This is a genomic window from Streptomyces sp. NPDC048196 (genome assembly GCF_040652715.1).
GTDB lineage: Bacteria > Actinomycetota > Actinomycetes > Streptomycetales > Streptomycetaceae > Streptomyces > Streptomyces siderophoricus.
Genome location: NZ_JBEZMM010000024.1, coordinates 58,073 through 80,849 on the forward strand (window position 1 = coordinate 58,073; position 22,777 = coordinate 80,849).

Annotated in this window: 20 protein-coding genes; 9 read left to right on the top strand and 11 right to left on the bottom strand. The window is 72.3% G+C overall.

The window, feature by feature from the left end; genetic code table 11:
* Positions 1 to 212: 212 nt before the first annotated feature.
* Entirely contained in the window at positions 213 to 1,433 is a 1,221-nt protein-coding gene (locus AB0E02_RS22855; protein WP_362142107.1) for an amino acid deaminase/aldolase, read from the top strand.
* Between the two features lie 36 nt (positions 1,434 to 1,469).
* Here the strand turns inward: AB0E02_RS22855 and AB0E02_RS22860 are convergent, their stop codons facing one another.
* The 4 genes from AB0E02_RS22860 to AB0E02_RS22875 all read right to left on the bottom strand — a co-directional run bounded on the left by AB0E02_RS22860 (position 1,470) and on the right by AB0E02_RS22875 (position 6,454).
* Entirely contained in the window at positions 1,470 to 2,738 is a 1,269-nt protein-coding gene (locus tag AB0E02_RS22860; protein WP_362142110.1) for a haloacid dehalogenase-like hydrolase, read from the bottom strand.
* Between the two features lie 112 nt (positions 2,739 to 2,850).
* Positions 2,851 to 3,651, bottom strand: coding sequence for a 3-oxoacyl-ACP reductase (locus tag AB0E02_RS22865; RefSeq protein WP_362142112.1), 801 nt, complete (start codon positions 3,649 to 3,651; stop codon positions 2,851 to 2,853).
* Positions 3,648 to 5,036 (bottom strand): aldehyde dehydrogenase family protein, encoded by a 1,389-nt coding sequence (locus tag AB0E02_RS22870; RefSeq protein ID WP_362142114.1) that lies wholly within the window; start codon positions 5,034 to 5,036, stop codon positions 3,648 to 3,650. Before AB0E02_RS22870 ends, AB0E02_RS22865 begins: the two co-directional genes overlap by 4 nt.
* A gap of 11 nt (positions 5,037 to 5,047) precedes the next feature.
* Positions 5,048 to 6,454 (bottom strand): glutamine synthetase family protein, encoded by a 1,407-nt coding sequence (locus AB0E02_RS22875; RefSeq protein ID WP_362142116.1) that lies wholly within the window; start codon positions 6,452 to 6,454, stop codon positions 5,048 to 5,050.
* Between the two features lie 73 nt (positions 6,455 to 6,527).
* On the opposite strand from AB0E02_RS22875, the gene AB0E02_RS22880 reads away from it, so the two are divergent.
* The 3 genes from AB0E02_RS22880 to AB0E02_RS22890 all read left to right on the top strand — a co-directional run bounded on the left by AB0E02_RS22880 (position 6,528) and on the right by AB0E02_RS22890 (position 9,710).
* Complete coding sequence (locus AB0E02_RS22880; RefSeq protein ID WP_030414275.1) at positions 6,528 to 7,247, top strand: FCD domain-containing protein; 720 nt, start codon at positions 6,528 to 6,530, stop codon at positions 7,245 to 7,247.
* Between the two features lie 168 nt (positions 7,248 to 7,415).
* Positions 7,416 to 8,969, top strand: coding sequence for an amino acid permease (locus AB0E02_RS22885; RefSeq protein ID WP_362142118.1), 1,554 nt, complete (start codon positions 7,416 to 7,418; stop codon positions 8,967 to 8,969).
* Positions 8,970 to 9,011: 42 nt separating this feature from the next.
* A complete protein-coding gene (locus AB0E02_RS22890) occupies positions 9,012 to 9,710 on the top strand; it encodes a gamma-glutamyl-gamma-aminobutyrate hydrolase family protein (protein ID WP_362142120.1) in 699 nt (232 codons plus the stop codon).
* A gap of 9 nt (positions 9,711 to 9,719) precedes the next feature.
* On the opposite strand, the gene AB0E02_RS22895 is transcribed toward AB0E02_RS22890, so the two are convergent.
* Positions 9,720 to 10,073 (bottom strand): hypothetical protein, encoded by a 354-nt coding sequence (locus tag AB0E02_RS22895; RefSeq protein ID WP_362142122.1) that lies wholly within the window; start codon positions 10,071 to 10,073, stop codon positions 9,720 to 9,722.
* A 36-nt stretch (positions 10,074 to 10,109) separates the two neighbouring features.
* Positions 10,110 to 10,781, bottom strand: coding sequence for a helix-turn-helix transcriptional regulator (locus AB0E02_RS22900; RefSeq protein WP_362142124.1), 672 nt, complete (start codon positions 10,779 to 10,781; stop codon positions 10,110 to 10,112).
* Positions 10,782 to 10,883: 102 nt separating this feature from the next.
* Here AB0E02_RS22900 and AB0E02_RS22905 point away from each other — a divergent pair, with 102 nt between their 5' ends.
* A complete protein-coding gene (locus AB0E02_RS22905; protein ID WP_362142126.1) occupies positions 10,884 to 12,005 on the top strand; it encodes an aryl-sulfate sulfotransferase in 1,122 nt (373 codons plus the stop codon).
* Between the two features lie 3 nt (positions 12,006 to 12,008).
* Positions 12,009 to 13,319, top strand: coding sequence for a solute carrier family 23 protein (locus AB0E02_RS22910; protein ID WP_362142128.1), 1,311 nt, complete (start codon positions 12,009 to 12,011; stop codon positions 13,317 to 13,319).
* Here AB0E02_RS22910 and AB0E02_RS22915 read toward each other — a convergent pair.
* Complete coding sequence (locus tag AB0E02_RS22915) at positions 13,286 to 14,245, bottom strand: LysR family transcriptional regulator (protein WP_362142130.1); 960 nt, start codon at positions 14,243 to 14,245, stop codon at positions 13,286 to 13,288. The two genes, AB0E02_RS22910 and AB0E02_RS22915, sit on opposite strands and share 34 nt — an antisense overlap.
* A 94-nt stretch (positions 14,246 to 14,339) precedes the next feature.
* On the opposite strand from AB0E02_RS22915, the gene AB0E02_RS22920 reads away from it, so the two are divergent.
* A complete protein-coding gene (locus AB0E02_RS22920; RefSeq protein ID WP_362142132.1) occupies positions 14,340 to 15,482 on the top strand; it encodes a TDT family transporter in 1,143 nt (380 codons plus the stop codon).
* 16 nt (positions 15,483 to 15,498) lie between these two features.
* On the opposite strand, the gene AB0E02_RS22925 is transcribed toward AB0E02_RS22920, so the two are convergent.
* The 4 genes from AB0E02_RS22925 to AB0E02_RS22940 all read right to left on the bottom strand — a co-directional run bounded on the left by AB0E02_RS22925 (position 15,499) and on the right by AB0E02_RS22940 (position 20,677).
* On the bottom strand, positions 15,499 to 16,221 hold the full coding sequence (locus AB0E02_RS22925) for a helical backbone metal receptor (protein WP_362142134.1): 723 nt from the start codon (positions 16,219 to 16,221) through the stop codon (positions 15,499 to 15,501).
* 47 nt (positions 16,222 to 16,268) lie between these two features.
* Positions 16,269 to 16,697, bottom strand: coding sequence for a hypothetical protein (locus AB0E02_RS22930; protein WP_362142135.1), 429 nt, complete (start codon positions 16,695 to 16,697; stop codon positions 16,269 to 16,271).
* A 136-nt stretch (positions 16,698 to 16,833) separates the two neighbouring features.
* Complete coding sequence (locus AB0E02_RS22935; protein WP_362142136.1) at positions 16,834 to 19,431, bottom strand: ABC transporter permease/substrate binding protein; 2,598 nt, start codon at positions 19,429 to 19,431, stop codon at positions 16,834 to 16,836.
* A complete protein-coding gene (locus tag AB0E02_RS22940; protein WP_362142138.1) occupies positions 19,424 to 20,677 on the bottom strand; it encodes a betaine/proline/choline family ABC transporter ATP-binding protein in 1,254 nt (417 codons plus the stop codon). Before AB0E02_RS22940 ends, AB0E02_RS22935 begins: the two co-directional genes overlap by 8 nt.
* Positions 20,678 to 20,904: 227 nt before the next feature.
* On the opposite strand from AB0E02_RS22940, the gene AB0E02_RS22945 reads away from it, so the two are divergent.
* Together AB0E02_RS22945 and AB0E02_RS22950 are read left to right on the top strand one after the other, a co-directional pair.
* On the top strand, positions 20,905 to 21,819 hold the full coding sequence (locus AB0E02_RS22945) for a 5'-3' exonuclease (RefSeq protein ID WP_362142190.1): 915 nt from the start codon (positions 20,905 to 20,907) through the stop codon (positions 21,817 to 21,819).
* Between the two features lie 84 nt (positions 21,820 to 21,903).
* The gene (locus tag AB0E02_RS22950) at positions 21,904 to 22,770 is read left to right on the top strand and encodes a siderophore-interacting protein (RefSeq protein ID WP_362142140.1); all 867 of its coding nucleotides are present in this window, start codon (positions 21,904 to 21,906) and stop codon (positions 22,768 to 22,770) included.
* Positions 22,771 to 22,777 lie beyond the last annotated feature (7 nt).

The window sequence follows — 22,777 nt, forward strand, 5'->3', positions numbered from 1 at the left end:
GGGTACCCCCACCCAAGCACTTAAGGAGCAGGGGGTACCCCCACCCAAGCACTTAAGGAGCAGGGGGTACCCCCACCCAAGCACTTAAGGAGCAGGGGGTACCCCCACCCAAGCACTTAAGGAGCAGGGGGGTACCCACACTCACCGCGTTGTCCGCTCTGTCGGGGTCTCTCCCCCTACCCAGTGGTAGGCCGTTCTGGCAGGCTGCGGCCATGTCCCAGCTGAGAGTCGATGCGTACGGCGACAAAGCCGCTTATGACCGGGCGACGGCCCCTCTCGACGCGCCGCTGGCCGTCGTCGACCTGCGGGCGTTCGACGCCAACGCGGCCGATCTGGTGCGCCGGGCGAAGGGGAAGCCGATCCGGGTGGCGAGCAAGTCGGTGCGCTGCCGGGCCCTGCTGGAGCGGGTGCTGGCGCGGGACGGCTTCGCCGGCATCATGAGTTTCACGCTGGCCGAGTCGCTGTGGCTGGCGCGCTCGGGCTTCTCGGACGTCCTGCTCGCGTACCCGTCGGCCGACCGGGCGGGGTTTGCCGAGCTGACCGCCGATCCGAAGCTCGCGGCCGCGGTGACGGTGATGGTCGACGATCCGGCGCAGCTGGCGCTGATCGACGCGGCCCGGCCCGCGGGGCGCGGCGGCGAGGAGGTCCGGGTGTGCCTGGAGCTGGACACCTCGTACCGGCTGATGGGCGGGAAGGTGCGCTTCGGTGCCCGGCGCTCGCCGCTGCGGGAGCCGTCCCAACTGGCCGCGCTGGCCCGGACGGTGGCGCGCCGCCCCGGTTTCCGGCTGGTGGGCCTGATGGCGTACGAGGGGCATGTGGCGGGGGTGGGTGACGAGGTCGAGGGCAAGCCGGTGTTCTCCCGCACGGTCCGGATGATGCAGGCGGCGGCGCGCAAGGAGCTGGCGCAGCGGCGCTGGGAGGCCGTACGGGCGGTGCGGGCGGTGGCGCCGCGGCTGGAGTTCGTCAACGGCGGCGGGACCGGCAGCGTGCAGCACACGGCCGCGGAGGCGGCGGTCACCGAGGTCGCGGCGGGTTCGGGGCTGTACGTGCCGCGGCTGTTCGACAACTTCCGTTCGTTCAGCGGCCGTCCGGCGGCGCTGTTCGCCCTGCCGGTGGTGCGCCGGCCGGGGCCCGGGGTGGTGACGGTGCTGGGCGGTGGCTATCCGGCGTCGGGGGTGGCGGGCACCGACCGGCTGCCGGTGCCGTATCTGCCGGCCGGGTTGCGCTACGACCCCCAGGAGGGCCCGGGTGAGGTGCAGACGCCGTTGCTGGGGGCGGCCGCGGACGGGCTGGCGATCGGCGACAAGGTGTGGTTCCGGCACGCCAAGGCCGGGGAGTTGTGCGAGCGGTTCGACGCGCTGCGGCTGGTCGACGGGGACCGGGTGGTGGACACCGTGCCGACGTACCGCGGGGAGGGCCGCACCTTCCTCTGAGCGGGGCGGCCCTCCCGTGCGGTGACGATCAGCGGGTCAGTAGACGGTGTCCTGCTGGTCCGGGACCACGGAGCCGTCGGCGCGCCGGACGGGTCCGAGGGTGCCGTCCGGCCGGGTGTAGCCGGTGCTCGCGCAGGGGTACGGGTCGGCCTTGCGCTGCTTGGGCTCGATGAACATCGGGTTGACGATCCACCGGTGGTCGGCGTTGTCGTACGCCCGGCACATCAGCTCGGTCTTGTTGCGGTTGATGGCCAGGTGGCCGGCGGTGGCGTCGCCGACGAAGGTCACATCGGTCTCGGCGTCGCCGGCCGCGAAGGCGGGGCGGTGCGCCCGGTCCTGCTGCTGCCAGGCCTTGGCGCCCTTGACGTGGAAGATCTCCTGGTTGATCCAGCAGCGCTTGCCGTCCATGTACGTCAGGACCTCGCCGTTGGTGTCCTTGACGTCACCGCAGCCCTCGACGCCGGTGGTGAGCTTGCCGTCGCGGACCACGTTGCGGATGCCGATGATGTGGTCGCGGTCGATGCCCACTCCGGGTGCCCAGGCGCGGACCAGCGGCTCGGCGGAGGCGGAGACGATGTAGACGTCGAAGCCGGCCTTCTTGAGGGTGCCGATGAGGTCGCGCTGCTGGTCGTAGTAGCGGATGTAGCCGGCCCACTTGTGGGTGCCGACCGTCTGCTCGGTACCGATCGGCGCGGCGAGGTTCTGGGTGCGGGCCTCGGCGGCGTACGAGGTCAGGGTGGCCGGGCTGTGGCCGGCGAACAGCTGGGTGATCCAGACGTAGGAGGGCACCGTACGCCGGTGGTTCCACTCCCCCTCGAACGCGGGCTTGCCGCCCGAGGTCTTCTCGTCGTTGTAGACGTCGAGGATCTCGTCGGTGCAGTCGGTGTCGGTCGACGTCGGCAGCGGGTGGCCGGCGGGCACGGAGGTGCCGCAGGCCGTGGTGAGCGCGTCGGCGGCGGCGTCGGTCAGCCACTTGTTGGTGGCCTTCCAGCTGGCCGGGCGCAGCACCTTGTCGTGCCGGAGCATCCAGGCCAGTGTGGCGTCGGAGATGTCGTTCTTGACGACGGTGTTGTCCCAGTCGAAGGTCGCGACCGGCCGCGCTCCCCCGGATCCCGAGCAGCTGCCGCGCTCGTCGATCATCTTCTGCAGCTTGGCGTGGTTGTCGCCGTACCAGCCCTTGGAGACCTGGAGGGTGGGACAGCGGTGCGGGGCCGGCTGTGCGGTGGCCGTCTGCGCGACCGCGACGCCGCCTCCGACGACCGCGAGGGCAGCTCCCGCTGCCAGCCAGCGACGCTTGGTGAGCATGGACGTAACTCCTGTCGAACGAAGGATCGAAGGCGGACGCTAGCGTACGGCGGCCGGACGTCGCGCGACATCCGGCCGCCGGGGCGCTTACGCGGAAGTGAACAACGGGCGATCACACCGGTGTGACGTACGCTCCCGCGATGCCTCCGTCGACCAGGAATTCGGCCGCGTTGACGAATGACGAGTCGTCACTGGCGAGGAAGGCGACCGCGGATGCGATCTCCTCGGGCTCGGCGAACCGGCCGACCGGGACGTGCACCAGACGGCGCGCGGCGCGCTCGGGGTCCTTGGCGAACAGCTCCTTGAGCAGCGGGGTGTTGACCGGCCCGGGGCACAGGGCGTTGACCCGGATGCCCTCCCGGGCGAACTGCACGCCCAGTTCGCGGGACATCGCCAGCACGCCGCCCTTGGAGGCGGTGTAGCTGATCTGGGAGGTGGCCGCGCCCATGACGGCCACGAAGGAGGCGGTGTTGATGATGGAGCCGCCGCGCCCGGTCTCGGCGAACTGGCGCTGCATGTAGGGCAGGGCGTGCTTGCAGCAGAGGTAGACCGAGGTGAGGTTGACCTCCTGGACGCGCTTCCAGGCGTCCAGGCCGGTGGTGAGGATGGAGTCGTCGTCGGGCGGTGAGATGCCGGCGTTGTTGAAGGTGATGTCGACCGAGCCGTAGGTGTCGAAGGCGGTCCTGTAGAGCGCCTCGACCTGCTCGGAGTCGGTCACGTCGACCTGGACGAAGAGGCCGCCGACCTCTTCGGCGGCGGCCTTGCCGGCCGTCTCGTCGATGTCGGCGCAGACGACGTGGGCGCCTTCGGAGGCCAGTCGGCGGGCGGTGGCCAGGCCGATGCCGCTGCCGGCTCCGGTGATCACGGCGGTACGGCCGACGAGGCGGCGGCACACTGCGGTCTGGTCGGTCACGGGGACTCCTCGCTGGGCTCGGTGCTGATGAAGATGTTCTTGGTCTCGGTGAAGGCGGTGAGCGCGTCCGGGCCGAGCTCGCGCCCGAGTCCGGACTGCTTGAACCCGCCGAAGGGGGTCCAATAGCGCACGCTGCTGTGGGAGTTGACGGAGAGGTTGCCGGCCGCGACGGCCCGCGAGACGCGCAGCGCGCGGCCGACGTCGCGGGTCCACAGGGAGCCGGAGAGGCCGTAGTCGGTGGCGTTGGCGATCCGGACCGCGTCGGCCTCGTCCTCGAAGGGGATGGCGACCGCGACCGGGCCGAAGATCTCCTCGACGGCCGTACGGTCCTCGGGGCGGCCCTCCAGGACGGTCGCCGGGTACCAGAAGCCCTTGCCCGTGGGGGCCTCGCCGCGGATGGCGGCCGGGGCGTCCTCGGGGACGTAGGACCGTACCCGCTCGCGCTGGGCGGCGGAGATCAGCGGGCCCATCTGCGTGGCGGGGTCGGCCGGGTCGCCGACGGTGAACGCCTTGACCGCGGGTTCCAGGAGTTCCAGGAAGCGGTCGTAGACGCTGCGCTGGACGAGGATGCGGCTGCGGGCGCAGCAGTCCTGGCCGGTGTTGTCGAGGAAGGAGCCGGGGGCGGCGGCCGCGGCGGCCTCGATGTCGGCGTCGGCGAAGACGATGTTGGGGCTCTTGCCGCCGAGTTCGAGGGTGAGCCGCTTGGTCTGCGCGGCGCAGCGGGCGGCGATCTGCCGGCCGGTGGCGGTGGAGCCGGTGAAGACGACCTTGGCGACGCCGGGGTGGTCGACGAGTGCGGTGCCGGTGACCGGGCCCTCGCCGGGCAGGACCTGGAAGAGGTTCTCGGGGAGGCCGGCCGCCAGGGCGAGTTGGGCGAGTTTGAGGGCGGTGAGCGGGGTGGTCTCGGCGGGCTTCAGCAGGACCGCGTTGCCGGCCGCGAGGGCGGGGGCGGTGCCCCAGGCGGCGATCGGCATCGGGAAGTTCCAGGGGGCGATCACGGCGACCACGCCGAGCGGTTCCTGGACGGTGATGTTGAGGCCGCCGGCGACCGGGATCTGGGTGCCGGTCAGCCGCTCCACTCCCCCGGCGGCGTAGTGCAGCAGGTCGCGGACGTTGCCCGCCTCCCACTGCGCGTTGCCCAGGGGGTGGCCGGCCTCGGTCCGTTCCAGTTCGGCGAGCTCGGGGATGTGGGCGTCGACGACGTCGGCGAAGCGGCGCAGGAGGCGGGCGCGGTCGCCGGGGGCCACCGCGGCCCAGGCCTCCTGGGCGGCCGCGGCCCGGCGGACCGCGGCGTCGACCTCTTCGGGAGAGGTGGTGGGGACGGTGGCCACCACTTCCTCGGTGGCCGGGTTGAGGATCTTCAGCTCGTGCGGACCATTGGACACAGCGTGGTTCCTTACATGCGCTCGAAGGAGCGGAAGCGCTCCCAGTCCGTGACGGCGGCGTCGTAGGCGTCCTGTTCGACGCGGGCCATGTGGCGGTAGTGGTCGACGACCTCGTCGCCGAAGGCCTCCCGGGCGATCGGGCTGCGCTCCCACAGCTCGGCGGCCTCGCGCAGGGTGGTGGGGACGTTCGCGGCGATTGGGGTCTCCCCTGCTCGAACGGAGTTGAGAGCTTGGGGAACGGCGTAGGCGTTGCCGGTGGTGGCGTCGGGGAGTTCCAGCTCGTGCTCGATGCCGTACAGGCCGGCCGCGACCATGCCGGCGACCGCGAGGTAGGGGTTGACGTCGCCGCCGGGGAGGCGGTTCTCCAGGCGGTGGGCGCGGCCGTGGCCGACGACGCGCAGGGCGCAGGTGCGGTTGTCGGGGCCCCAGGCGACGGCGGTGGGCGCGAAGGAACCGGGGCGGAAGCGCTTGTAGGAGTTGATGTTGGGGGCGTAGAAGAGCGTGAAGTCGCGCATCGCGGCGAGCTGGCCGGCGAGGAAGTGCCGCATGGTCTGCGACATGCCGTACGGGCCGGAGTCGTCGGCGAGGACGGGGTGGCCCTGCTCGTCCTGGAGCGAGAGGTGGATGTGGCAGGAGTTGCCTTCGCGCTCGTCGTACTTGGCCATGAAGGTGAGTGCCATGCCCTCCTGGGCGGCGATCTCCTTGGCGCCGGTCTTGTAGATCGAGTGCTGGTCGCAGGTGGTGAGCGCCTCGTCGTAGACGAACACGATCTCGTGCTGGCCGAGGTTGCACTCGCCCTTGGCGGACTCGACGGTCATCCCGGCGGCGCCCATCTCGTTGCGGATGCGGCGCAGCACGGGCTCGACGCGGCCGGTGCCGAGGACGGAGTAGTCGCCGTTCCACTGGTTGGCCGGGTTCATGTCGCGGTAGCCGCGTGACCAGGCGTCCTCGTAGGAGTCCTTGAAGAGCATGAACTCCAGCTCGGTCCCGGCGAAGGCGCGCCAGCCGCGGTCGGCGAGGCGGTCGAGCTGGCGGCGCAGGATCTGCCGGGGCGAGGCGGCGACCGGGGAGCCGTCGTGCCAGGCGAGGTCGGCGGTGATCAGGGCGGTCCCGGGGTTCCAGGGGGTGCGGCGCAGGGTGCCGGTGTCGCCGTGCATGGCGAAGTCGCCGTAGCCGCGTTCCCAGGAGGACATCGCGTAGCCGTCGACGGTGTTGAGGTCGACGTCGACGGCGAGGAGGTAGTTGCAGCCCTCCGTGCCGTGGTCGAGGACGGTGTCGAGGAAGTATCGGGCCGCGAACCGCTTGCCCTGGAGCCTGCCTTGCATATCGGTGAAGGCGAGGACGACAGTGTCGATCTCCCCGGCGTCGACGAGGGCTCTGAGCTCCTCGACGGAGAGTGGGGGCGTGCGGTCTGCCACGGTAATGCCTCCTGTCACTGCATCCGGAGGTCATAAGGTAGGCACACGAACCATTGATTGGGAAGGGGTGTCGATGGACGGGACGGACGACCGGCTGGCGCCGGTGCTGCGGCCGGTGCGCGCGGGCAATGGCTTCGAGGAGGCGCTGGAGCAGATACTCCAGATCGTCCGGCTCGGCCTGGTCCAGCAGGGCGAACGGCTGCCCGCGGAACGGGAGTTGGCCGAGCGGCTGCAGATCAGCCGGGTCACCCTGCGCGAGGTGCTCAAGGTGCTCCAGGACGAGGGGCTGGTGGAGAGCCGGCGCGGGCGGTACGGCGGCACCTTCGTCCGGGTGCGCGCCGAGAACCACGGCGAGGCCGAGCTGCGCCGCCGGATCGAGAAGATCGACGTCGAGGACACCCTGCGGTTCCGGGAGGTGCTGGAGGTGGGCGCGGCCGGGCTGTGCGCGGCGCACGGGCTGACCGACGAGCAGGCCGGCCGGCTGCGCGAGGCGCTGGCCGCGACGCAGGACGCACCGCTCGCCGACTACCGCCGGCGCGACACCCTCTTCCACCTCACCCTCGCCGAGCTGTCCGGTTCGGTGTCGCTGGCCGCGCAGTACGCCGCCGTCCGGGCGAACGTCAACGACCTGCTGGACTGCATCCCGCTGCTGGTCCGCAACCTGGAGCATTCGCAGACCCAGCACGCGGCGCTGGTGGAGGCCGTGCTGGAGGGCGATGCGGACGGGGCGCGCGAGGTGATGCGGGAGCACTGCTGCGGCACCGCGGCGCTGCTCCGGGGCTTCCTTTCGTGACGCTTACGCCACTCGCCGGGCCCGGAAACCCGCCCGTTACAAGATTTTCCCGCCGGGGTCTTGCGCTCAGCCGAGCCGAAGACAAAGGTATCGGCCCATACCTTTATTGCGGGGCTGGTAGCGGTACGGCCGTACCCGCCGCGGATCATCGAGGCCCTCGGAGGCGTGGTGTCCATCAACGAGCACGCGACGAACCCAGAGCAGGAACAACAACCCCCTCAGCTGTCCAGCGATGAACAGCGCCTCCATGAGCTCGGCTATGCCCAGGAGCTGGCCCGCTCGATGTCGGCGTTCTCGAACTTCGCCGTCTCGTTCACGATCATCTCGGTCCTCTCCGGCTGTCTGACACTGTACGGCTTCGGCATGAACACGGGCGGGCCCGCCCTGATCACCTGGGGCTGGCCGCTGGTCGGCCTCATGACGCTGTTCGTGGGCCTGGCGATGGCCGAGGTCTGTTCCAGCTACCCGACGGCGGGCGGCCTGTACTACTGGGCGGCGAAGCTGGCGCCCTCGCACGGCCCGGCGTGGTCCTGGTTCACCGGCTGGTTCAACTTCCTGGGCCAGGTCGCGGTGACCGCGGGGGTCGACTTCGGCGCCGCGTCCTTCTCGAACGCGCTGCTGGACCTGCAGTTCGGCTTCGCCGCCACCCCGGAGCACACGATCATGCTGTTCGGCATCGTGCTGCTGGTCCACGGCCTGCTGAACACCTTCGGCGTGAAGCTGGCCTCCTTCCTCAGCAACGTCAGCGTGTGGTGGCACATCCTCGGCGTGCTGGTCATCGTGGGCACCCTGGTCGTGGTGCCCTCGAAGCACCAGTCCGCCTCCTTCGTCTTCACCCACTTCACCAACAACACCGGCTGGCACTCCAGCCTCTACGTCGGACTGCTGGGGCTGCTGCTCGCGCAGTACACCTTCACCGGCTATGACGCCTCGGCGCACATGACCGAGGAGACGCACGACGCGGCCCGGTCCGGCCCCCGCGGCATCGTGATGTCGATCCTGGTCTCCCTGGTCGCCGGCTGGGTGCTGCTGGTCGGCATCACCTTCGCCATCCAGAACTACGACGGCGCGCTGGCCAGCAAGACCGGTGTGCCCCCGGCGCAGATCTTCATCGACGCGCTGGGCGCCACCGGCGGCAAGCTGCTCCTCCTGGTCGCCATCGGTGCCCAGTTCTTCTGCGGCATGTCGTCGGTCACCGCCAACTCGCGCATGATCTACGCCTTCTCGCGGGACGGCGCGCTGCCCGGCTCGCAGCTGTGGCACCGCATCAACAAGCGGACGAAGACCCCGACCAACGCGGTGTGGCTGGCCGCCGGCGGCGCCTTCCTGCTGGGGCTGCCGTACCTGTGGAACGCCACGGCGTACGCGGCCGTCACCTCGATCGCCGTGATCGGCCTCTACATCGCCTACGTCCTGCCGGTCATCCTCCGGCTGCTGCAGGGCGACCGCTTCCAGCGCGGGCCCTGGCACCTCGGCCGCTGGAGCAAGCCCGTCGGCGTCATCGCGGTCGGCTGGACGCTGGTCATCTCCGTCCTCTTCATGCTCCCGACCAGCAGCCCGGTCACGGCGGAGACCTTCAACTACACCCCGCTCGCCGTCCTCCTGGTCCTCGGCTTCGCCGGCACCTGGTGGCTGGTGTCGGCCCGCAAGTGGTTCACCGGCCCGAAGGTCCAGGGCACGGCGGAGGAGCTGGCCGCCATCGAGCACGAACTGGAATTCTGAAAAGGCCGGGCCGTTGACGCCCCAGCACCCCTCGGAGGATCCGTGTCCCAGCCGCTCATCGGCATCAGCACCTACCAGCAGGAGGCCAGCTGGGGGGTGTGGACGCTGCCGGCCGCGCTGGTGCCCGCCGGATACCCGCGGCTGGTGCAGCGCTCGGGCGGGCTGGCCGCGCTGCTGCCGCCGGGCGATCCGGCGACCGCGGCCGCGGCGGTGGCCCGGCTGGACGGGCTGGTGATCGCCGGCGGCGCGGACGTACAGCCGGCGCGGTACGGCGCGGAGCCCGACCCGCGCACCGGGCCGCCGTCGCTCGACCGGGACGCCTGGGAACTCGCCCTGATCGGGGCGGCGTTGACGGCCGGGGTGCCGCTGCTGGGGATCTGCCGCGGGCTGCAGCTGCTGAACGTGGCGCTGGGCGGCACGCTCGTACAGCACCTCGACGGGCACGCCGGGCCGCCCGGGGTCTTCGAGCGGCACGAGATCACGCCGGTCGCCGGGACGCTGCTGGCCCGGGCGCTGCCCGAGCCGGTCTCCGTGCCGACCTACCACCACCAGGCCGTGGACCGGCTCGGCAGCGGGCTGCTGGTCTCGGCGCATGCCGAGGACGGCACCGTGGAGGCGCTGGAGCTGCCGGACGGGCCGGGCTTCGCGCTGGCGGTGCAGTGGCACCCGGAGGCGGGGGACGACACGCGTGTCATGGACGCCCTGGTGGCGGCGGCACGCGGGTCGTCCCCCCGACAGTGACCTGCCGGGTCAGACCCTCCTGCTCCCGCAGGCGCCGGGAATCCAGCCGGTGTTGCCCCGGAACGTGATCTTCAGCCAGTCGTTGCCCGAGCGGCCGCAGAGGTGATAGCTCTGCCCGGTGCCCCGGCCGGTGATGCAGGTGGTCGCGCCCTTGGTGAAGAGCCCCACCGCGGTGCTGTTCAGCTTCCGCTCCTTGCGGATCCGCACGTTCTCCTGAGCCTGCGCGTTGACGCACGCGACCCGCGCGGTGGCCGTGGCGGCGGGCGCCTTCCCGGGTGTGGCGGCGGTGGCGGTCCCGCTGGTCAGTGCGGTGCCGAGCACGGCCACGGCGATGACGGCGGGAGCCGTCAGCTTCAGCCTCATGTGTCCCCCTCAAGATCGATGAAGCGTTCGCACAGATTATCGATGCGGAAAGTCGTCCGCCACCCCGACCAGGAGGACCCGGGTGCCCGAAGTGAGCGCGCGCCAGCGGTGGGTGACCCCGCCGGAGCAGTAGAGGGTGTCACCGGGGCCGAGTTCATAGGCCTCGCCGGCCGCCTCGGCCTCCACCGCGCCCTCGACGACGTACATCAACTCGTCGTGCGGGTGCCGGAATTCGCGCTGCCAGTCGTGCCGGCCGGTGAACTCCAGGGCGTGCAGCTGCTGCCGGCCGCGGACCAGCGGGCGCACCCGGCCCTGACCGCCGGCACCCCGCTCGTCGCCGCTCCCCCCGCCGCCGCCCGCTGCGGCGTCGCTTCCCTCGTCGCGGCCGGCTTCGCCGCGGCCCGCTTCGTCGCCGCCCTCGGGCACCGCCGCGGAGTCGGCCCGGACCACGTCGACGGTGCGCGGGCCGTCGGCGGCGGCCAGCAGCCGGACCGCGGTGGTGTCCAGCGCGTCGGCGATCAGCTGCAGCGAGCGCATGCTGGGGCGGGCCCGGTCGTTCTCGACCTGGCTGAGGAAGGGCGCCGACAGCCCCGTCCGGCGGGCGAGTTCGGCCAGGGTCAGCTCGCGGGCCCGGCGGCGCCGCCGTACGCCCGCCCCGACCCGCGGCGCCTCCGTGCCACCCTGTCCGCCGTCCGTCGGCCCGCCCATCCGCCACTCCTTATTGCCGCGTTCACAGCTCTGCAACAGACCGCCCCTAGCGTCTACGCTGTTTGATCCCATCAAACAAAGTTTGACAAGGGGAAGTTCTTCATGACCACGGTCGATCAAAACACACGCCGCCGCCGGGGCACCGGCCTGATCGCGCTCGACACCCGCACCGCCCACGACGGCTACACCCTCTACGCCCCGCTGACCGGCGGCGGCGAGGTGCTGCTCATCGACCTGCACGGCACCGTCGTGCACCGCTGGCACCTGCCGCACCGCCCGGGTCGGCACGCCCGCATCCTGCCGAACGGCAACCTCGCCTACAACGCCACCCTCCCCGACCAGGACGCGCTGTTCCCGATGTGGCACAAGTACCGCGGCGGGCTGATGCAGGAGATCGCCCCGGACGGCACCGTGCTGCGGGAGTTCACCGACCCGCTGCAGCACCACGACGCCCACCACCACGGCGACGGGCGGATCCTGTACGCCGCGCTCGAACCGCTCACCGGGGACCGGGCCGCGGCGGTGCGCGGCGGCGTCCCCGGCTCCGAACCGGGCGGCACGGTCTGGGCCGACACCATCCGGGAGGTCGACGCGGAGGGCCGGCTGCTGTGGTCCTGGCGGGCCGCCGACCACCTCGACCGGGACGCGTACGCCCTCCACCCGGACTACTCGCGCGAACACTGGCCGCTGATCAACTCGGTGTACCCGCTCGCCGACGGGAACGTCCTCGCCAGCCTGCGCAGCGTCTCCGCGGTCGTGGTGATCAGCCGCGCGACCGGCGAGATCCTCTGGCGCACCGAACCCGGCCTGGTCTCCCAGCAGCACCACCCCACCGAGCTGCCGAACGGCAACTTCCTGATCTTCGACAACGGCGTCTTCCGCCCCGGGCGGGACGTCCCGTTCTCCCGGGTCATCGAGGTGGCACGGGCGACCGGGAAGATCGTGTGGGAGTACCACGACCCGTCCCGGGAGGCGTTCTTCGCGCCGTTCATGGGCAGCGCCCAGCGGCTGCCGAACGGCAACACCCTGATCACCGACTCGCCCGCCGGCCGGCTCTTCGAGGTGACCGCCGAGGGCCTGCTGGCTTGGGAGTACGTCGTCCCGGAATTCGGCAGCTACCGCGAGCCGGAGGTCGGTGCGCTCTTCCCGGCGCAGAACAACGCGGTCTTCCGCGCCCACCGCTACGACGCCGGCCAACTGCCCTGGCTGAAGCGGCAGGTGTGAGCGATGGCCGCCTCGGCACCGGATGCCGTCGACGAACGGCTGCCGCCGGCCCGGCTGCTGCCGCTGGCCGCCCAGCACGTCCTGGCGATGATCGCGGCCCCGGTCTCCACGGTCTTCCTGATCGCGACCGGCCTGCGGCTGCCCGCCGACCGCACCGCCGCCCTGCTCAGCGCCACCCTGCTGTTGTGCGGGGCCGGTGCGCTGCTGCAGTCCTTCGGCGTGCTGCGGACCGGGGCCCGGCTGCCGTTCATGATGCTGCCGGGCGGCGCGGCGGCCGCCCTCTTCCTCCGGACCGCCCAGGAGCACGGCGCGGCCACCGCGTCCGGCTCGGTCCTCCTGGCGGCCGCGCTGCTGCTGGCCGTAACTCCGCTGTACCGGCGGATCGTACGGTTCTTCCCGCCGCTGGTGATGGGCGCGACGGTGCTGGTCATCGGCGTCAACATGATCGACGTGGCGGCGCCGATGGCGGTCGGCGGCGCCGGGCCGGCGGTGGTCACGATCGCCGCCACCGCCCTCGGCCTCCTGCTGCTGCGCGGGGTGTGGCGGCAGTTCTCGGTGCTGCTCGGGATGGCCGCGGGGACCCTGACCGCCGTCCTGACCGGGGCGCCCTTCCACCACGTCCCGGGCGGCGGCGTGCTGGCCCTGCCCCGCCTCTTCCCGTACGGCGCCCCGCACTTCGACCTGCTCGCCGCCCTGCCGCTGATGGTCTTCGCGCTCGCCTCGCTGGCCGAGGCGACCGGGCAGACCGTCCTCAACAGCGAGGCGGTGGGCCGTAGGCCCGACCCCGCGCGGGACGTCCCGCGCACCGCCCGCGCGGACGCGGTGACCTCCCTGGGCGCCGGGCTGCTCGGCGGGACCGTGATGGTGACCAGCGCCGAGAACATCGGGATCGTCCAACTCACCGGCGTGCGCAGCCGGTTCGTGACGGCCGGGGCGGGCGGGCTGCTGGTCCTCGGCGGTCTGTGCGCGCCGGTGACCCGGCTGCTGGCGGCGCTGCCCACCCCCGTGGTCGGCGGCGCGTCCCTGGTGATCTACGCCGTCATCGCGGCCATGGGCATCGGCCTGCTGCGCCGCACCGACCTCGCCGACCGGGGCGCGGTCACCGTCGTCGCGCTGACCCTGCTGGCGGGGCTGCTGCCCGTCCTGGCCCCGGAGTGGTACCGGCCGCTGCCGGACTGGGCCCGGACGCTCTTCGGCAGCGGGGTGCCGGCCGCCGCCCTGACCGCGGTCGTGCTGTCCGCGCTGTTCGCCCGGTGGGGGCCGGGCCGGCGGCGCCCGGTTCAGGACGCGCCGCGGGTCAGCCCCAGCAGCTGACGGGCCGGGCCCGCGGGCCGCTGTCCGGTGGGCCACACCGCCCGCAGATCACGGCCGAGCCGCAGGTCGCGCACCGGGACCGCCACCAGCCGGCGGGCGGTGAGCTCCTCGCCGACCGCCAGTTCGCTGAGCACCGACGGTGCCGCCCCACTGAGCACGGCGGCCTTCAGGGCGGTGGTCGAGGCGAGTTCGAGCAGCGGCTCGGCCGGCCCGCCGTACCCGGCGAGCGCCGCGTCCACCACCTGCCGGGTGCCCGAGCCCCGCTCCCGGAGGATCAGCGGGGTCGCGGCCAGCTCGGCGGCGGTCGGTCCGGTACGCCGCCGGGCCCACGGATGGGACGGGGCGGCGACGACCACCAGCCGGTCGTGCCCGATGACCGCGCCGTCCAGCCCGGCCGGCACGTCCAGCCCCTCGACGAACCCCAGGTCCGCCTCGCCCGCCAGCAGCCGCTCGGCCACCACCTTGGAGTTGCCGGTCAGCAGGGACACCGCGGTGCCGGGCAGTTCGGCGCGCAGCGCGATCAGCCAGCCGGGCAGCAGGTACTCGGCGATCGTCATGCTCGCCGCGACCCGCAGCCGGGAGTCGCGCCGGCCGCGCAGCGCCTGGGCCCCCGCGTCGAACGCCTCGGCCGCCTCGACGACCCGGCGCGCCCAGTCCGTCACCAGCACCCCGGCCTCGGTCAGCCGGGAGCCGCGCGGCGACCGCTCCACCAGGCCCACGCCCAACTGCCGCTCCATCGACCGGATCCGGCTGCTGGCCGCGGGCTGGCTGATGCCGCGGGCCCGGGCGGCCCGTCCCAGACTCCCCAGCCGCGCGACCGCGAGCAGCAGCTCCAGCGCGCCCAGGTCCGGCACCCGGTGCGCCAGCGGGACGGCCGGCACCTCCCCCGACCCGTCCCCGGCACCGGCCGCATGCGCGTCACTCATCGGTCCCCCAGGCCCCCTGCTCATAAACCCAGCTTATGCCCCCATAGACACGACGTCCCTGGTGGCGGCGGCGCCGACCACCGACGCTTCCTCCATGGCAACCCTCGCGCACGCACCTTCCCGCCCCACCGCCCCACCCCTCCCTCCGGAGCCGGCCGGCCCCTCGGGCCCGGTCCGCCATCTCGGCCCGAACTGGTACGCCACCGTGATGGGCACCGCGATCGTCGCCAACGCCGGCGCGGCCCTGCCGCTCGCCGCCCCGGGACTGCGCACCGCCTACCAGCTCGTCTGGGCGCTGTCGGGGCTGCTGCTGGTCACCCTGCTGGCCGCCCGTGCCGTCCACTGGCTCCGCCACACCGACCAGGCCCGCCGGCATCTCCTCGACCCGGCCGTGGCGCCGTTCTACGGGTGTCTGTCGATGGCCCTGCTGGCGGTGGGCGGCGGCACGCTGACGGTGGGCCGGGACGTCATCGGCGGGCCGGCCGCGCTCGCCACCGACGCCGTGCTGTGGAGCCTGGGCACCCTCGTCGGGGTGGTCGGCGCCGCCGCGATCCCGTACCTGATGGTGACCCGCCACCGGATCGAGCCGGGCAGCGCGACGCCGGTCTGGCTGCTGCCGCTGGTGGCGCCGATGGTCTCGGCGGCCCTCGGCCCGGGGCTGCTCCCCCATCTGCCGGCCGGCCAGTGGCGGCAGGCGATGCTGGTGGGCTGCTACGCGCTGTTCGGGATGTCGCTGCTGGCGACGCTGCTGGTGCTGCCCCTCGTGGTGTCCCGGCTGCTGCACCACGGACCGCTGCCGCTCGCCCTCACCCCCACGCTGTTCCTCGTGCTCGGCCCGCTCGGCCAGTCCACAACCGCGACCGGAAACCTGGCCGACGTGGCGCCGGGCGTCGTCGACGCGCCGACCGCCCACGCGATGGGCGCCTTCGCGGTCCTGTACGGGATCCCGGTGACGGGGTTCGCCCTGCTGTGGCTGGCGCTCGCGACGGCGCTGGTGGTCCGTGCCGTCCGCAACGGCATGCCGTTCGCGATGACCTGGTGGGGCTTCACCTTCCCGCTCGGCACCTGCGTCACCGGGGTGGCGGGCCTGGCCCGGCACACCGGGCTGACCGCCTTCACCTGGCTGGCCGTGGCGCTCTACGTCCTCCTGGTGGCCGCGGTCGCGGTGACCGCGACCCGCACCGCGAGCGGCCTGGTCCACGGCCGGCTGCTCGCGCCCGTGCCGCCGGCTCGGTAGCCGGCCCCCGTACGGCTCAGCCGGCCCCGGCCAGCGCCTTGGCGAGGGCTGCCGGGGCGGTCACCAACGACGGGCCGTACCAGGTGAGATCGCGCCCGCTGACCAGCGCGGCGGGCAGCTGGGGGAACGCCTCGGGCCCGTCGTCGGCGGTGAAGCGGTACGGCTCGTCGGGCAGCACGACGAGGTCGGCGCCGGCGGCGTTGAGCGCGTCCAGGGCGATCCGCGGATAACGGTCCGGGTGGCCGGCGTAGACGTTCCGTACGCCGAGGCGGGCCAGGAGGTCACCGGCGAAGGTGTCCCGGCCCAGCACCCTCCACGGCCGCCGCCAGACGGGCACCACCGCGGTCCGCTCCCCCGCCGGCCGGGCCAGGTCACGCCAGGCGGCCTCGGCGGCGTCCAGCCACCCGGGCCGGGCCAGTCGGCAGCCGGTGACCAGCACCCGGTGCAGCTCCCGGAAGCCCTGCTCCAGCGTCCGCACCTCGGTGACCCACACGTCCAGCCCGGCGGCCCGCAGGGCGGCCAGGTCGGCCGGGCGGTTCTCCTCCTCGTTGGCGAGCACCAGATCGGGCGCCAGCGCGGCGATCCGGGCGGTGTCGGGATTCTTGGTGCCGCCGATCCGCGCCACGTCGAGGTCCGCCGGACGACAGCACCAGTCGGTCGCCCCGACCAGCAGCCCGGGCGCGCTGACGGCCACGGCTGCGGTGAGGGACGGCACCAGGGACACCACGCGACGGGTCATGGGCCCAGGCTAGGGGCCGGCGAAGGTGCGCGCCCCGCCTTCCCCGGCTAACGGCGGACGCTGCGCCGCAGCAGATACGCCGCGCCCCCGGCGAGCAGCAGCAGGGCCAGCCCGCCCGCCGCCTGGGTCGCCGTCAGCCCCTCGACCCGTCCGGCCCGTACGGTCACCAGCTCGGTGAACCGCTCGCCGCCCGGCGCGCATTCGATGATCACCCGGTAGCGTCCCGGGGCCGCACCGTCGGCGACCCTGGCGTGGCCGGTCAGGCCGTCCGCGCCCGGCCGCAGCGCCACCGGCCCGAACAGCTTCGAGGCGGCCCGGGCGCCGTGCACCGCGCCGCACTCCTGCTCGTCGTTGATCCGCACCCGCTGCCCGGCCACCATCGGGTCCGGGTCGACCTCGGCCGCGGCGGCCGGCGCGGCGACGCCCAGACCGGCGGCGCCGATCAGTGCGGCGGCGGCGATGTGCGCAGGGTTCACGTGCCCAGCGAACCATCCCGCACCGGGGTCCGCGACGCACCCGCCGCCGGTCAGGTGAACCGGACACGTCGCGGGCCCCGCCGCCCGGCGACTGCCGGGGAACGGGGCCCGCTGCGGTCTTGGGGAAAAGACCCGCCTACTTCACCGGCGCCATCTTGTCCACAATTCCCGGATGGTCGTCGATCCACTTCTCGACGCCCTTGTTCTCATTTCCCTTTCCGGCGTCCTGGATGTCCTTCTCCAGGCTGCCGAGTTCCTCGGGGCTCATCTTCCAGTTCTTCAGCCAGCCGTAGAACTCCGGGAATTTCTTCGGCAGGCTCTTGTTGCCGAGCGTCTTGATCTGGTTGTTGGCGCCCCAGGTGCCCTTGGGGTCGGCGAGCTTGGTCAGGTGGTACTTGCTGTACGCCCAGTGCGGCGACCACAGCACGACCGCGATCGGCTCGTGCTTGTGGTAGGCGCGGTCCAGCTCGGCGAGCATGGCGCTGGTACCGGCGGAGGTGACGTCGAAGTCCTGCAGCCCGTACGCCGGTGCCACGGTGTCCTTGAGCCGCTTCATCTCACCCGTGCCGGGCTCGATCCCGATGATTTTGCCCTTGAATTCGTCCTTGTGCGTCCGCAGGTCGTCGAGCGTCTTGACGCCCTTGACGTACGACGGCACGGCGATTTCCAGGGACGTCTTGTCGTACCACGGGCCGACGTCGACGAGATCCTTCTTGTACTTGTCCCAGTACTGCTTCTGCGCCACCGGCAGCCAGCCGTCCGTCTCCACGTCGATCTGCCCGGTGGACAGCCCGGTCCACATCGGCCCGACGTCGAGGTTGCGGATGTTCGGGTGGTAGCCGCGCTTCTCCAGGACGTTCTTCCAGAGGTACGTGGTGGCGATGCCCTCGTCCCACGCCGGGTAGCCGATGGCGGGCGCCTTGCCCGCGTCCTTGCCCTTGGCGTAGGTGGCGTGGGCGGACGGCGCGATCTTCTCGACCAGGCCCGGGTTCTTCTTCAGCCAGCTGCGCACGCCGTCCTGCTCATGGCCCTCGCCGGCGTTCTTGACGTCGTTCTCCAGGCTGGTGAGCTGCTTCTCGTCCAGGTGGAAGTTCTTCATCCACTTGGCGACCTCGGGCTCGTCCTTCGCGAAGCCCTTGCGGCCCAGCAGGTGCAGGCTGTCACCCGAGCCGAACGATCCCTTGGGGTCCTTCAGCTTGGTGAGCGGGTACTTGTCGTACGCCCAGTGCGGCGACCAGAGCGTGACCGCGATCGGCTTCTTCCGGTGGACCGAGCGGTCCAGCTCGCTGAGCATCGAGGCGGTGCTGGACTCCTGCACCTTGTACTCACCGCTCAGTCCGTAGTCCTTGAGGACCTTGTCCTTGAGGATCTTCATCTCGCCGGCGCCGGGCTCGATGCCGGTGATTTTGCCGCCGAACTCGCCGGCCTTGCCCTTGAGGTCGTCCAGGGTCTTGACGCCCTTGACGTACGACGGCACCGCGATCTCCAGCGACGTCTTGTCGTACCAGGCGCCGAGGTCCTCCAGCTGGTGCTGGTACTTCTTCCAGTACGAGGCGTGGGTGGTCGGCAGCCAGGCGTTGGTCTGCACGTCGATGTCGCCGCGGGCCTGCCCGGCGAACAGCGGACCGGCCTCCAGGGCCTGGACCTTGGGCTTGTAGCCGCGCTCCTCCAGGATCTCCTTCCAGAGGTACGTGGTGGCCTTGCCCTCGTCCCAGTTGACGTAACCGAGGCTGATCGGGCGGCCGTTGCCGCCTCCCTGGCCGGCGTTCTTGCCGAACATGCCCATGCCGCCGGCGATCAGCGCGAGCACGACCACGCCGACCACGGCCACGGACGTGGCGGGCCGCCACTGCAGGAACTTCAGGCCGCCCAGCGACGCCTGGGCCTTGGCCAGCGCGCGCCGGCCGAGCGGGGAGACCCGCTGGTTGAGGGCGCCGGTCATCCGGTCCAGGTACATGGCGAGGATGACCACCGCGAGGCCGGCCTCGGCGCCCAGCGCCACGTTGACCGAGCTGATCGCGTTGTAGACGGACGCGCCGAGACCGCCGCCGCCGACCATGCCGGCGATGACGACCATGGACAGCGCCAGCATGATGACCTGGTTGATGCCGGCCATGATCGTGGGCAGCGCGAGCGGCAGCTGGACGCGGAAGAGGGTGCGCCGCGGGTGGGTGCCGAACGCCTCGGCGGCCTCGACCAGTTCCTCGTCGACCTGCCGGATGCCCAGCTCCGTCATGCGGACCGCGGGCGGCATGGAGAAGACGATGGTGGCGACGATGCCGGGGACGACACCGAGGCCGAAGAAGAGGATGCCGGGGATCAGGTAGACCATCGCCGGCATGGTCTGCATCAGGTCCAGGACCGGGCGCAGCGCTCCGCCGACGACCCGGCTGCGGGCCGCCCAGATGCCGAGCGGCACCGCGACCACGACGGTGATCAGGCAGGCCACCAGGACCAGCGAGAGCGATTCGACGGTCGGGCCCCACTGTTCGACCGAGTCGATCAGGGCGAATCCGAGGAAGGTGAGCACGGCGGCCGGCAGTCCGCGCAGCCACCAGGCGAGCACCGCGAAGATGCCGGCCAGCAGCAGCGGTTCGGGCCCGGCGAGGACCGTGTGGATCGCGTCGTAGAGGCCGTTCAGCACCTTGGTGATGAGGGTGAAGAGCCAGTCGAGGTTGTCGCGCAGCCAGTTGACGGCGTCGTTGGCCCAGCTGCCTATCGGGATCCTAGGCACCGGCGGTCACCTTGCCCTCGGCGTCGCCGTCGCCGGGTTCGTCGTCGCCCGTCTCCGCGGGCGGCTCCGCCGTACCCACGTCCGTCTTCGGGCTCTTCGCCGTCTTCGCGAGGGTCTTCACCGCGGGCTGGGCGGGGACACCGGGAGCCGTCGCCGGCGCCTGCTGCTCCGCGCCCTGTTCGGCGGGCTCGCCGAGCACCGCGAGCAGCCGCTCGGCCGGTACGGCACCGATCACGGCGCCCTGGTCGTCGGTCACCGCGACGGGCACGCTGCTGGCCGAGCACGGTGTGAACAGCTCGACCAGCGGGGTGTCGACGCCCACGGTGGCCGGCGCCGCGGCACGGAACTCCGCGGCCGTACCGAGCGTGCCGCCCTCCGGGGTGCTGCCGCCGAGCACCGTGCCGACCTCGGCCATGACCGCGCCGGCGGTCAGCACCCGGCTGCGGTCCACGTCCTGGATGAAGGAGGCGACGTAGTCGTTGGCGGGGCGCACGAGGATGTCCTCGGCGCTGCCGGTCTGCACGATCCGGCCGTCCCGCATCACCGCGATCCTGTCACCGAGGCGCATCGCCTCGTTGAGGTCGTGGGTGATGAAGACGATGGTCTTCTTGAGGGTCTTCTGCAGCTCCAGCAGCTGGTCCTGCATGTCACGCCGGATCAGCGGGTCCAGCGCGCTGAACGACTCGTCCATCAGCAGCAGATCGGCGTCGGTGGCCAGCGCCCGGGCCAGGCCCACCCGCTGCTGCATACCGCCGGACAGCTCGTCGGGCCAGGACTTCTCCCAGCCCTTGAGGCCGGTGAGTTCCAGTGCCTCGGTGGCTCGCCGCTCGCGCTCGGCGCGCGGCACGCCCTGGACCTCCAGCCCGTAGGCGGCGTTCTCCAGGACGCTGCGGTGCGGGAAGAGCGCGAAGTGCTGGAAGACCATGGAGATCTTCCGGGAGCGGACCGCGCGCAGTTCCTTGTCGCTGAGGGAGGTGAGGTCCTGGCCGTCGATCCGCACGGTTCCGGCGGTCGGCTCCAGCAGGCCGTTGAGCATGCGCAGCAGGGTGGACTTGCCGGACCCGGACAGACCCATGACGACGAAGATCTGGCCCTCGTCCACCTCGATCGACGCGTCGATCACGGCGGCGGTGGTGCCTTCGGCCCGCAACTCGTCCCGGCTCGCGCCGGCTTCGAGTCTGCGTACCGCGTCCTCGGGTCGTCTGCCGAACACCTTGTACAGGTGCTCGGCTTGCAGCCTGGACACATATGCCTCTCTTGTCGCACGAGAAACGACCTGCCACCCCCGCCGGCAGGTCGTGGTGCGGGACGGGGTCCGCCCGCCTTTACCGCTGGAAATGTTGAATCTCCACCGGGTCCGCTCCGGCTGCGCGTCTGCCCGTCTTTATGCGGCGCAAACACATCGGTGTGCCAGATCACATCGCGGCGGCGATTGGGGCATACGGCATCATGCGGGGTGTGACTCGACGCCTGATGCTCCTCGACACCGCCTCGTTGTACTTCCGCGCCTATTTCGGGGTACCGGAATCGGTCAGGGCCCCGGACGGCACGCCGGTGAACGCGGTGCGCGGTCTGCTGGACTTCATCGCCCGGCTCGTCCAGGACCACCACCCCGACGACCTGGTCGCCTGTATGGACTTCGACTGGCGTCCGCAGTGGCGGGTCGATCTGATCCCCTCCTACAAGGCGCACCGGGTCGCCGAGGAGGCCCCGGCCGGCTCCGCCGAGCCCGACGAGGAGCAGGTCCCCGACACCCTCTCGCCCCAGGTCCCGGTCATCGAGGACGTGCTGGACGCGCTCGGCATCGCCCGGATCGGCGCGGCCGGCTACGAGGCCGACGACATCATCGGCACGCTCGCGGCGCGGGCGCCGGGCCCGGTGGACATCGTCACCGGCGACCGGGACCTCTACCAGCTCGTCGACGACCGGCGCGGCATCCGCGTCCTGTACCCCCTCAAGGGCGTCGGCACCCTCCAGGTCACCGACGAGGCGTGGCTGCGCGAGAAGTACGGCGTGGACGGCCCGGGGTACGCCGATCTCGCGCTGCTGCGCGGTGATCCCAGCGACGGTCTGCCCGGCGTACCGGGGATCGGCGAGAAGACCGCGGCGAAGCTGCTGGCCACCTACGGCGACCTCGCCGGGATCATGGCCGCCGCGGAGGACCCCGCCTCGAAGGTGACCCCGGCGCAGCGCGCCCGTCTGCTGGAGGCCCGCCCGTACGTCGCGGTCGCCCCGAAGGTGATCAAGGTGGCCAACGACGTGCCCGTTCCGGATGCGGACCTCGCACTGCCGGCGGAGCCGGCCGACCCCGAGCGCCTGGAGGCGCTGGCCACGCAGTGGGGCCTGGGTGGCGCTCTGCAGCGGTTGCTCCTCACGCTCCGCCGGTGAATTACTGTTAGGTTAGGTATGCCTAACTTCGGCGGGTCCGGTTGCTCCGGGCCCGCCGCCCACCACCGCACAGGGGAGATTGCCGTGGCTGCAGCCGCAACGGAGCGTCCGTCCCGCAAGAAGCCCGCCCTGCACCGCGCCCGGGTGCGGCGCACCGAGCGGCTCACCCCCCATATGGTCCGGGTGGTGCTCGGCGGCGAGGGACTGGCGGAGTTCGCCGCGGGCGAGTACTCCGACCACTACGTCAAGCTGGTCTTCCCGGTCCCCGGCGTGCGCTACCCGGAGCCCTTCGACATCGCGCAGATCCGCGCCGAGTTCCCGCGCGACCGCTGGCCCCGGACCCGTACGTACACGGTCCGCGCCTGGGACCCGGAGAGCCGCGAGCTGACCGTGGACTTCGTGGTGCACGGCGACGAGGGCCTGGCCGGGCACTGGGCGGCGGCCGCGCAGCCGGGCGACGAGATCTTCCTGCTGGGGCCCGGCGGCGGCTACGTCCCGGACCCGGCCGCCGACTGGCACCTCCTGGCCGGTGACGAGAGTGCCCTGCCGGCCATCGCGGCGTCCCTGGCGCGGATCCCGGCGGGCGCCGCGGTGCATGCGTTCATCGAGGTCGCCGGGCCCGAGGAACGCCAGGAGCTGACCGTTCCGGCCGGTGCGCGGATCACCTGGATCCACCGCGACGGCGCCCCGGTCGGCCGCCAACTGGTCGCGGCCGTACGGGACTTGGCGTTCCCAGCCGGCCGGGTCCAGGCGTTCGTGCACGGCGAGGCGGGCTTCGTGAAGGAGCTGCGCCGGCTGCTCCGCGTCGAGCGCCAGATCCCGCGCGAGGACCTGTCCATCTCCGGCTACTGGCGCACCGGCCACGACGAGGACGGCTGGCAGGCGTCCAAGCGCGACTGGAACCAGCAGGTCGAGGCGGAGCAGGAGGCCACCCCCGCGGCCGCCTCCTGACGCTGCG